General features: G+C 56.8%; 8 protein-coding genes and 1 pseudogene. 6 read left to right on the forward strand and 3 right to left on the reverse strand.

Going from position 1 to position 10,732, the window contains the following annotated elements:
* The 6 genes and pseudogenes from adh to PEH01S_RS32990 all read left to right on the forward strand — a co-directional run.
* Nucleotides 1–882 (forward strand): annotated as a pseudogene (gene adh / locus PEH01S_RS32965) (aldehyde dehydrogenase); the annotation flags it as partial.
* An 11-nt stretch (nucleotides 883–893) separates the two neighbouring features.
* The gene (locus tag PEH01S_RS32970; RefSeq protein WP_025852286.1) at nucleotides 894–1,259 is read left to right on the forward strand and encodes a DUF779 domain-containing protein; all 366 of its coding nucleotides are present in this window, start codon (nucleotides 894–896) and stop codon (nucleotides 1,257–1,259) included.
* A gap of 159 nt (nucleotides 1,260–1,418) precedes the next feature.
* Nucleotides 1,419–2,321, forward strand: a complete 903-nt coding sequence (locus tag PEH01S_RS32975; protein WP_127490313.1) for an AraC family transcriptional regulator — start codon at nucleotides 1,419–1,421, stop codon at nucleotides 2,319–2,321.
* A gap of 110 nt (nucleotides 2,322–2,431) precedes the next feature.
* Nucleotides 2,432–3,511: a Gfo/Idh/MocA family protein gene (locus PEH01S_RS32980; protein ID WP_127490314.1), complete on the forward strand. Its 1,080-nt coding sequence runs from the start codon at nucleotides 2,432–2,434 to the stop codon at nucleotides 3,509–3,511.
* 484 nt (nucleotides 3,512–3,995) lie between these two features.
* Entirely contained in the window at nucleotides 3,996–4,715 is a 720-nt protein-coding gene (gene aac(2')-IIb / locus PEH01S_RS32985; RefSeq protein ID WP_025852289.1) for a kasugamycin N-acetyltransferase AAC(2')-IIb, read from the forward strand.
* A gap of 226 nt (nucleotides 4,716–4,941) precedes the next feature.
* Nucleotides 4,942–6,420: an S-layer homology domain-containing protein gene (locus PEH01S_RS32990; RefSeq protein ID WP_127490315.1), complete on the forward strand. Its 1,479-nt coding sequence runs from the start codon at nucleotides 4,942–4,944 to the stop codon at nucleotides 6,418–6,420.
* Between the two features lie 68 nt (nucleotides 6,421–6,488).
* On the opposite strand, the gene PEH01S_RS32995 is transcribed toward PEH01S_RS32990, so the two are convergent.
* The 3 genes from PEH01S_RS32995 to PEH01S_RS33005 all read right to left on the reverse strand — a co-directional run.
* The gene (locus tag PEH01S_RS32995; RefSeq protein ID WP_025852291.1) at nucleotides 6,489–7,187 is read right to left on the reverse strand and encodes a response regulator transcription factor; all 699 of its coding nucleotides are present in this window, start codon (nucleotides 7,185–7,187) and stop codon (nucleotides 6,489–6,491) included.
* On the reverse strand, nucleotides 7,174–9,420 hold the full coding sequence (locus PEH01S_RS33000; protein ID WP_025852292.1) for a sensor histidine kinase: 2,247 nt from the start codon (nucleotides 9,418–9,420) through the stop codon (nucleotides 7,174–7,176). The genes PEH01S_RS32995 and PEH01S_RS33000 overlap by 14 nt, the downstream gene beginning before the upstream one ends.
* A 304-nt stretch (nucleotides 9,421–9,724) precedes the next feature.
* Nucleotides 9,725–10,732, reverse strand: a 1,008-nt coding sequence (locus PEH01S_RS33005) for a flavin-containing monooxygenase (protein WP_127490316.1), incomplete at its 5' end; no start/stop codon positions are given.

The following is a 10,732-nucleotide window of genomic DNA, read 5'->3' on the forward strand; positions in this document are numbered from 1 at the left end:
AATATCGTGAACGGCTTCGGTTTGGAAGCCGGCAAGCCGCTCGCTTCGAGCAGCCGCATCGCCAAAATTGCTTTCACCGGCGAAACGACGACGGGACGCCTGATCATGCAGTACGCTTCGCAGAACATTATCCCGGTCACGCTGGAGCTTGGAGGGAAGTCGCCCAATCTGTTCTTCGAGGACGTGTATGCCAAGGATGACGCCTTCCTGAACAAGGCGATCGAAGGCTTCGTGCTGTTCGCGCTGAACCAAGGCGAAGTGTGCACCTGCCCGTCCCGCGCGCTCATTCAGGAGTCGATCTATGAGAAGTTCATGGAGCGGGCCTTGCAGCGGGTAGCGGCGATCAAGCAGGGCAACCCGCTTGACACGGAAACGATGATCGGCGCGCAAGCGTCCTCCGAGCAGGTTGAGAAAATTATGTCGTACCTGAGCATCGGCAAGCAGGAAGGGGCCGAATGTCTGATCGGCGGAGACCGGGCGGCGCTCGGCGGAGACCTGAGCGGCGGTTATTACGTTCAGCCGACGGTATTTAAAGGGCATAACAAAATGCGCATTTTCCAAGAGGAAATTTTCGGACCGGTCGTTTCCGTCACGACCTTTAAAGATCAGGAGGAAGCGCTGGCCATTGCCAACGATACGCTGTACGGGCTCGGCGCCGGATTATGGACGCGGGATATCAATACGGCGTACCGTTTTGGAAGAAACATCCAGGCTGGCCGCGTCTGGACCAACTGCTATCATGCTTACCCGGCGCATGCGGCGTTCGGCGGGTACAAGGTGTCCGGGATCGGCCGCGAAACGCATAAGATGATGCTGTCGCATTACCAGCAAACGAAAAACCTGCTGGTTAGCTACAGCCCGGACGCCTTGGGCTTCTTCTGATTCGGGGCGCGATGGATACGGTCCCGAAGGTGCTCGCAACGGACGAAGCGCTGGCCTTGATCCGGCTGCTTCAGGAGAAACACGGTCCCGTCATGTTTCATCAATCGGGAGGCTGCTGCGACGGCAGCTCTCCCATGTGCTATCCGGAAGGGGAGTTCCTGCTCGGGGAACAGGACGTTCGGCTCGGTGAGATCGGCGGCGCTCCGTTCTATATGAGTCAAGCGCAGTATGACTACTGGAAGTACACGCAGCTGATCATCGACGTGGTGCCCGGAAGAGGCGGCATGTTCTCGCTCGAAGGGCCGGAGGGGATGCGGTTTTTGACCCGGTCCCGCGTGTTTACGGATGAGGAGCGGAAGGCGCTCGGACTGCCGTAATCCGGCAGGCAGGCTAGGCGGACGATGCAGTGGAATATCCGTGCTTCGGCCGTAGCGGGAGAGACCACCCCTCAATCAGTCCGGCGGGTTGTCACAGTGAACGCTTTTGACTATACTAGGGTTGTAAATCCAAGCTCCTTCGGGTACAGGGGGTAGACGATGACAGCCCTTCTTTTCATGCACCGGAAAATGCTGAGACCGGAGTTTCCGTTCAAATTCATCCGGCACCAAGGCCATTCGTTCCGCCAGCCGCTGCATACGCACGATTACGTGCAGATCGCTTATGTGGTGAGAGGCGTGTGCAGCCATCACTTCAACGGAAGGCTGTTAACCGCGAGCAAAGGAGATATGTTCGTTATTCCTCCAAGCGTGGAGCATCGTTTGGAGACGTTCGAAGACAAGACATTCGATCTCGTGCTGCTCGACTTCCTGCCTCTGCTGCTGGACGAACGGCTCAAGCCGCTGTCGCAATCGCTGTACGAGCGGTTGACTGGCGAAGGCGGGGACGCTGGGCAAGCCGCCGAAGGAATGCAGTCTTGGGTACATATTCCAATGAACAAGCAGCCGCTGGTCGAGCAGTTGCTTCAAGATATACAGGACGAATTCGAGCATAAGGAAGAAGGCTATCAGCTTTCGATCCGGCTCAATCTGGCGAAGCTGCTGCTGCTCCTCGAACGGGAGCGGCGCAAAGCGGCCCGTCAGCCGTCAGGTCCGGCGGCCGTTCGTCCGCATCAACGCCAGTTTGAGGAAATCGTCCGATTCGTGCACGAAAACTACGATCAGGACATTTCGCTCGAAGTAGGCGCAGGCATGGCCGGCATGGCGCCGACGTATTTCAGCCATTCGTTCAAGAAAGAAACCGGACTTTCGTTCATCGAATTCGTACACGAGGTGCGGATCGAACGCGCGAAGGAGCTGATCCGCCAGCAGTCGCGCACGATGACGGATATTTGCTATGAAGTCGGTTTCCGGCATCTGAGTCATTTTATCCGGACGTTCAAGAAACGGACGGGGCTGACGCCGACCGCCTATCGGAAGATGGTCTGCAAGATCGTAAAATAAGTCAACTCCGATCATAAAATTGTGCAAGTCATCATACCCGCTGCGCGTTATTCTACGTGTAGCGGTTTTTTTACGCAATCATCCAGCGGGACAAAAGGAGACGGACACCAATGACGTCAAACATATTGAACGTAGGCATCATCGGCCAAGGAAGAAGCGGACGCAACATTCATGGCGCGCAGCTTGCGCTAATGAACGAACGGTACCGCATTGCGGCGGTAGCCGACGGGCTGGAGGAACGAAGACGGAGAGCGGAGCAGGAATACGGCTGCCGCGCGTACGCCACGTATCAGGAGATGGCGGAGGCGGAGAAGCTGGATCTCGTCGTCAACGCTTCGCCCAGCGATCTGCATTTTCCGATCACGCTTGATCTGTTGAACCGAGGGCTGAACGTGCTCTGCGAGAAGCCGCTGGCCAAGACGCCGGAGGAGGTAGACCGGCTAATAGAGGCTTCGGAGAGGAGCGGCGCCGTGCTGGCGGTGTTCCAACAGTCGCGCTACATGCCCGCGTTCGTGAAGCTGCGGCAAATCATCGAATCCGGCGTATTGGGGCGGATCGTGCAGATTGATTTGACGAGCAATCATTTCGGCCGCCGCTGGGACTGGCAGTCGCTGCAAGAGAACAACGGCGGAAACCTGCTCAACACCGGACCGCATCCGGTCGATCAGGCGCTCCAATTGTTCGGAGGCGATCAACTGCCGCAGGTTGTATGCGTGATGGACCGGGCCAATACGTTCGGGGATGCGGAGGACTACGTCAAGCTGCTTCTGCGCGGTCCGGGCCGTCCGACGGTCGATATCGAGATTTCGTCCTGCTCCGCCTATGCGCGCGAGAAATTCATCGTACAGGGAACCTGTGGCGGGCTGCGCGGCAACAACGGGTACTTGGAATGGAAATATTTCAAGCCCGAGGAAGCGCCGGAGCAAAGGTTGATCCGCGAGCCGTTGTTCGACGCCAATGGCGAACCGGCATACTGCACCGAGCAGCTGCGGTGGTACAAGGAGCGGTGGGAGCCGGCACTGCCCGAAGGCAAGAACGAGTTCGGCTACATGACCGAGCAGCTGTACGAAATGCTCTACCGTACGTTAGGCGAAGGAGCGCCGCTGGAAATTACCCCGCATCAGGTCCGCCTGCAAATGGCGGTCATGGAAGAGTGCCGCCGGCAAAATCCGCATATTTATGCGAAGTAGCTTGATGATTTGAAGATTGGCTTCCGCCCTATGGCAAGAACCGGGCGGAGGCTTTTTTATGCTCCGAGGGACTAGACAGGTAGGCAACGTGGACATGCATTGCCGCATCTAGTAATAGAGGAACGGAGATGCGCTAGATGACTTCGCGGCAACCGCCACCTGAACGAGAGGAAATACGATTCGCTATCCGTGTCGAAACATATTAAAAAGCTTTCTATGCAGCATAATAGCGTATTCTGAGTTCCTCTAAGCTGCCAAATCGGCTGAGTGGAGGCCGGATAACTCATTAGGGTTCCTCTATTTTTTAGCTCATGGGGGCAGGTGTCTTCGGAAAAGCCCGCAATGTTCCGGGGGAGCAGGGTGGCACGCTGATTTGGTGAGCAGGATAATTCAATTATCATTATTTTTTCTCAAGTTAATTTAGATAATTCTGATACTCTTAAACATAGGTATCTAGCCGTTGTAACGGAAGGAGAGTGGAAGCATGCACGATGCGCAACAAAGGAAACCAACCGCCCATGAATTGATGGAGATGCATGTTGAAGCAATGTTTACGCATGATCGGAATATGCGGCTGCGCACGATAAACGAGCCTTGGCCCGGAGAGCCTCCTGCTCCTCGGTTTTTCTTAGGGCGAACGATCGAGGGCTCGGCTCTCTGCCGGTTTCGGTATGATGTCCCGGAGACGCTTGTCCGGCAATTGGAAGAATTGTGCGCTGACGAACCGATCCTAAGGGATTTACGGACGAAGCCGAAGCATTTCGATGTCTATATGCATCTTCTTCAAAGCGAGCGCTTCACGATGGGACCTTGCTATCTTGTTCCCGACGACTTCATGCCGGCAGCGCAGGTGGTCAGCGTTACCCGTGAAAATATGACCGGGTTATTGCGCGGCGGATTTGAATGGCTGGCTTCCGAAATTGACTATGCCCAGCCTTGTATTGCGCTCGTACGCGAAGGCAGGGCAGTATCGGTCTGCCGCAGCGTCCGCATCACGTCCCGGGCCCATGAAGCGGGGCTTGAGACTTTGGACGAGTTTCGCGGCAGGGGATATGCTTCCGCTGTTGTTGCCGGGTGGGCGATGGCGGTGCGGAAGCTCGAGGGCATCCCGTTATACAGTACGTTTTGGGATAATCTTTCGTCCCAAAGTGTGGCCAGAAAGTCAGGCTTGTCCTTCTATGGAGTCAATTTCACTATTATTTGACCTCATTAACAGGCAACTCATTAGCCGTTCAAAAATAAAGTATTGGTTACAAACCACTCCACTCCTGAGCGAACAACACGCTCAGGTTTTTTATGTTTTTGTAATGCGGCCGCCGTATTTTTTATTCGATTGTAACGGGTCTGGCGGTAAGATAGCTCTTGTACGAAACAACTTCATAAACCCCTGCTTGAAATGAAAATACGTTCCTGAAAGCGAGATGACCTTGATGAAAACGAAAAAAATGATCACGACCGTCGCGCTGACGACTGCCGTCACGCTCGGTTCGCTTGCTCCGATTCATGTAACGAATGTGCAGGCAGCGGCCTCGTTCACTGATGTCAGTGCATCGGCGCCTTACCAGACGGCCCTTGAAGCGCTCGAAAAAAGCCAGGTCGTTGAAGGCTACGGCCAAAACGATTTCCGTCCGAACCAAGCGATCACCAGAGCCGAGCTTGCGACGATGGCGGCCAAAGCGTTCCAGCTTCAAGCCGCAGGGCAGGCTGCTGTATGGAGCGATGTTGCGGCATCCGACTGGTTCTACAACTACGTGAATGCGGTTGTGGGCCAAGGCGCCATGACCGGGGAGAACGGCAGCTTTAAGCCGAACGGTTCGCTGTCGCAGGATCAATTGATCTCGATGGTTGCCAAGGCATCCAAAGCCGATGCGGCCACACTGAAAAATGCGCTGGGTACGGCTTATTCGGGAAGCGGCACCGTTACCCGCGCCGAAGCCGCAATCGTGGTGCATGCCGCACTTCAGGTCGCTTCCATTCAAGTGACGGAGTGGAAAGCCGTCAACCCGATCACGCTTCAAATTACGTTCTCCGCACCGCTGCCGAAGGAAGAGATCGATGTGGAGAAGGCCAAAGCGAACTTCACGTTCGACAACGGCTTGACGCCGCTTAACATCCCGCAGTTGAAATCGGGCTCGACATCGACTTACATTTTGCCGGTTTCTCCGCAAAAAGCGGGTACAACCTACACGTTCTCCTATAAAGGCAAAAAAATTGGCACTTTCGAAGCGATGACGAACAAAATTTCGATGAACTCCGTGCAGCAAGTGGCTTCCGAAACGTTCGAAATCGAATCGAAGCTGGAGGACGGTGTTACCGACTACGGGAACGTGGTCGCAGCCTATCAAGGAAAGCGCGGCGGCCTTGAGTTTGTTCTGGACGACAACAACATGTACAACGGCAAAACGTATCAGCTGATTTCGTCCATGAGAGGCAAGCAGGTCACGATCACGCCGGAGAACGGCGAGCCGATGGTCGCTTCGTACGTACCGTTCACACAAGCGACGGACGGGCGCCAGGCTCCGAAATTCCGTTTGCCGGAAGGTCAGACGCTGAAGCCGGGCGTGAAGTATACGGTCACCTCCGATTGGTCGACGATTGCCAATCCGACGTTTACGGCGAAAGAAATCGCGCCGCTTCAAATTCAATCCGTCGAGCAAGTGGACGCCGCTTCGCTGAACGTGACCTTGTCGGCGGACCCGAAAGACGAGCTGTTCGCTCTCCGCAGCATCGTGCTGACAGCAGCCGACGGCACCAAGCTGAACGCGACTTACAAGCTGACCTCGCGCAAAGGCGCTGTCGGGACGTTCGATCTGCAGAATGGCGGCAAGCTGACGCCGGGAACGACGTATACGGTTGCGCCGGTCGGCAATTGGGCTGCGGCGGCGAACATCACGCTCACCGCGAAATAAGAGCGTCAGGGACGCAGTAATATAAAAAATCCATCGGTCCTTATAAGAGACCGATGGATTTTTGACGTTTAACCGCTGTTTTGGATCATATAGCCTACGCCGGGGTAGGTGACGATCCATTGGCCTTCCGGGAGGACGGCTTTCAGCTTCTGCCGGATTCGCGCGATGGTGACGCGTAAATATTCGACATCGTCGCGGTATTCGCTGCCCCAAATTTCGGTCAATAGCTGCTCGTGGGTCAGCACCTTGCCTTCGTGTTGGAGCAATTGGACAAGCAGCTTGTATTCGGTGTCCGTAAACTTGATTTCGCTGTCGCCGTGCCACGCCCGCCGCTGGGCCAGATTGACGACGATCGGACCGAGACGCAGCTCCTTAGCTGCGGGAATTTGTCCGCTGCCGCGGTCAAAGCGCCGCAGCACGGCGCTGACGCGCGCGAACAGTTCATCCAGCGAGAACGGCTTGGTCAAATAATCGTCGGCCCCCAGATTCAGTCCCTGCACCTTGTCGCTGGAGTTGCTCCGCGCCGTCAGGATGATGACCGCTACATCCGTATAGGACCGGAGCCGGGTTAATACCTCGAAGCCGTCCATTCCCGGCATCATGACGTCGAGCAGAATAAGATCGGGATCGAACAGGTCGAGCGCCTCCAGCGCTTCCGCGCCGCTGGCACAGGTGGCGGTTTCATAGCCGGCCGATTTCAAATTGGCAGCGATGAACCGTAAAATTTTCGGTTCGTCGTCTACGATCATTATTTTATGCTTCTTCATGGTCGTCCTCCGTTTGGCCGTAATAGCTTGGCACCGTGACGATCATCGTCGTGCCTGCGCCTTCCGTGCTGCGTACTTCGATCGAGCCACCGTGCGCATCGATGATGCCCTTGCAGATCGCGAGTCCCAGACCCGTTCCTCCGGTACGGCGGCTGGACGAAACATCGACCCGGTAGAACCGGTCGAAAATGTGAGGCAGATGCGCCTCGGGAATGCCAATGCCGTTGTCCTTGACGAGAATGCGCACGTTCAGGCCTTCCTGCTCTGCAATAACCCGGATATGCGGCTTCGATTCGTTGTAGCGGATGGAGTTGGTGAACAGATTGATAAAAATTTGCTCCATCCTCCGCTTGTCCGCATAGAGGAGCGGCAGCTCCTCGTCCAAGTCGAGATGAAGCTGCGCCTCGGCCGAGAGGGTGTGGGGCAGTCTCTGCCAAGCTCCTTCCACGACGGATCGGATCCGGACGGGAGCAGGATGAATGCTCAGCGCACCGGCTTCGATCTTGGAAATGTCGAGCCATTCGTCGATCAGCTCCTGAATCCGGCCGATATCCTCGTGAATGCCTTCCAGCAGCTCCTGCTTGAACTCCTCGTCCCATCCGGCATGCTTGCGCAGCAGCGTCTCCACGCTTCCTTTGATGCTCGTAATCGGAGTCTTGAACTCGTGCGAGGCGAGCGAGATCAGGTCATTCTTTAGCGTGTCGATCTCATGCTCCTTCGTCATGTCCCGGAAGACGTAGCCGCGCCCGAATTCCTTACTGCCGTCCGTCACTTGGAATGAGGCCAACTGGACGACCCGTTCGTCGCCGGGGGAGCGGAGCAGCGTAAATTTGCCGTCCGGATTCGGCTTGCGGCCCATCCGGGCGAAGTCTTCAGCCGGCTGCGGCATTTTGCGGGCGATCCGGCGAAGCAGTTCCTCTTCCGTCAAGCTTAGGACCTCTTTGCCGTCAAACCCGAACAGCTCGGCCATCCGGCGGTTGGCGAGCACGACCTGCTGATTCACATCGATAAGGACGATCCCGTCGGAGTAGCTCTCCAGGACGGCGGCGAGCGTCGCATGCTGCTGCTGCAGGCTGAGCGTCCGTTCCTCGACCCGCTGCTCCAGCTCGCTGTTCAGCTCAAGCAAGGCCTGCCGGTTGTCATGAATCTGCTCGGCCATCTGCGCAAATTGGGTTGCCAAATAGTGCATCTCGTACGGCGCGCCCGATGAAGACAACGGCTCGCTCGGCACGGTATAGCGGTCGGCCGCGAGCGACTGCGTATAGCGCACCAGCGCATGGATCGTCCGGTTCAGCCGCTTGGCCAAGTAGGAGCCCAGAAGCGCGGTCAAGCCAAGCGTTAGCAAGAGCAGCAGAAACGTCGATTTGAGCGAGGCGAAGAAAGCCTCCTGAACGGCAGCGTAAGAGCGGCCGACCCATACGGTCCAGCCCAGACTGTCGATCGTTTTGAAGGAAACGAGCTCCTTCTGTCCATTGGCGGCGGAGGCGAACTTATCCATCCCTTCCTTGAGGGAGGCCGCCGCTTGGACCGCCGGTTCGCCGGACAAATCCGCGATGGACTGCACCAGCTCTTCCCGAGGGTGGTAGATGACCCTGCCGGCCGGTCCAAGCACGGCCGGGTAAGCGCCCGGTCCGTAATCGTATTGGGTGACGAGCCTTGCGATTTGGCCCATGTCGAGTATTCCGATCACAACGCCTTCAAAAGCCCGGCTCTCGCTGTAAAGCGGGGCGGCGATAGCGACGAATGGCGCTGATCCGCCTTCGGCGCCATGCATCGGCACGGAAATCGCGGGCTGCAGCGTCAGCTTCACCTTCTTCCAATATTCCCGCGGGCTTAGATCGCCGCCTACCGGCAGCGCCTGCGCATTAGCGCTCTCAGCCTCCGGCGAGAGAGCTTTTATCGCGCCGTTCTCATCCGTTACATAAAGCTGGGAGAAGCCGGGCAGGTTGTTTTTCACCGACTGGATTTTGCGCGTCAAGCCGGCCCGGTCGCGAAACCCGGGACCCGATGCGCTGATCGTTGTCGCGAGCGTATCTACGGCGTTGCGGTAATAATAAACGTACGTCTCTACGGCGTCGGCAAGCCGCTTTGTCGCATGCTCCTGCGTCTTGTTGTACTCCTGCGTCAGCTTGTTGATTTGCTGGACCTGAATGGTGCCCAAGATCAGCACCGGCACGATCGCCATAACCGCAAAGGCCAGCGTCAGATGAGTGCGTAACGAACGATGATTCACGGGTGCCTCCCGGGTTGTCAGAGTGGGTGGGAAAATAGAAAAGCAGAAGCCTTTCCATGCGGTGACGCCGCTGGAAATTCCCCTGCTTGTACCTTCTAGTGTAGCTTGTATTCGGTCTCAGGTCAATAGAGGAAGCGCCTTATCGGAGCATTCCTTTGTAGATTCGTCAGGTCAAGCTCCCGGGTGTCCCCAAGGGTGGTGTCCAGGCCGGGCTTGGTGTACATATAATCTTGGGCTTTAAGCTTCATCTGGAACGCTGCGAGGTTCCCGGCTTCGATGCGGACCGCAGCCCGAGGCGGCGAATCTACGAAAGCCGGATCCTTTCCGCCAGCTTCGCCGCATCGCGCCCTACCCAGCCGAGCAGCGCCGAGCCCCGGGACGACTGCCACGGCAGACCGAGATAATAAAGCCCGGACACCGGGCTGACGCCGCCGCGGTGAACAGGGCTCCCCTGCGAATCGACGGCGCCGTCGACTCGTATCCACCGGTAGTCGCTGCGATAGCCCGTCGCCCATACGATATTGCTGACTTCCGCTTCGGTTCCGTTTTCGAAAAGAATGCGGTTTTCTTTCGTTCCGACAGTTCTCGGCTTAAGCAGCACTTTTCGATCCGCCATAAGCGATTTCAGTTCGATTCCGTAAATTTGCTCGGGCTGCTTCTTCAGCCACGAACCGAGCAGGGACCCGGTATCCGCTTGGATAAACCCGAACAAGTCGAAATACCAAAAAATGCTCTTGCCCAGAATATACTGCGGTTTAAAATGCAGATCGCTTCCCGCGGACAAATACACTTGCCGCTCCCGGGACAGCTCTGCGGCGATCTGCGCACCTGAATTGCCGGCGCCGACGACAAGCACGGGCCCGTCCCGCAGCTCGCCGGGATTCCGGTAGGCGCTGCTGTGCGTTTGATAGATTTCGTTCGGAACCCCGGAGGCAAAGCCGGGAACGAAAGGCGTATGGAACGGACCGGTCGCCACGATGACCTTGTCCGCCCGATAGGTTCCCCGATTCGTTTCGAGGAGGAAGCTCTGACTCGTCTTGGTCATCGAAATGACCTGCGTCTGCAATTGAACCGGCAGGGAATACCGCTTCGCGTAAGCTTCGAGGTAATCGGCTACTTCGTCCTTGGCCGGCAATCCGTTCGGATCGCCAGGCATAGGCATGCCCGGCAGCGAATATTTTCGAGGCGTGAACAGCACCAAGGAGTCATACCGGTTCCTCCAGCTGTTCCCGATGCGGTCGCTTGCATCCAGCAAGGCGAACGATACCTCTTGTTGTTTCAAATAATATCCCATGGCGAGACCGGCTTGCCC

This window comes from Paenibacillus ehimensis NBRC 15659, from assembly GCF_004000785.1.
GTDB classification, from domain to species: Bacteria; Bacillota; Bacilli; order Paenibacillales; family NBRC-103111; genus Paenibacillus_G; species Paenibacillus_G ehimensis.

Bases quoted from the DNA above. Each gene is read 5' to 3' on its own strand.
- PEH01S_RS32970 (WP_025852286.1), top strand. From the start codon at position 894: ATGGATACGGTCCCGAAGGTGCTCGCAACGGACGAAGCGCTGGCCTTG.
- PEH01S_RS32980 (WP_127490314.1), top strand. From the start codon at position 2,432: ATGACGTCAAACATATTGAACGTAGGCATCATCGGCCAAGGAAGAAGC.
- PEH01S_RS32975 (WP_127490313.1), top strand. From the start codon at position 1,419: ATGACAGCCCTTCTTTTCATGCACCGGAAAATGCTGAGACCGGAGTTT.
- PEH01S_RS32990 (WP_127490315.1), top strand. From the start codon at position 4,942: ATGAAAACGAAAAAAATGATCACGACCGTCGCGCTGACGACTGCCGTC.
- PEH01S_RS32995 (WP_025852291.1), bottom strand. From the start codon at position 7,187: ATGAAGAAGCATAAAATAATGATCGTAGACGACGAACCGAAAATTTTA.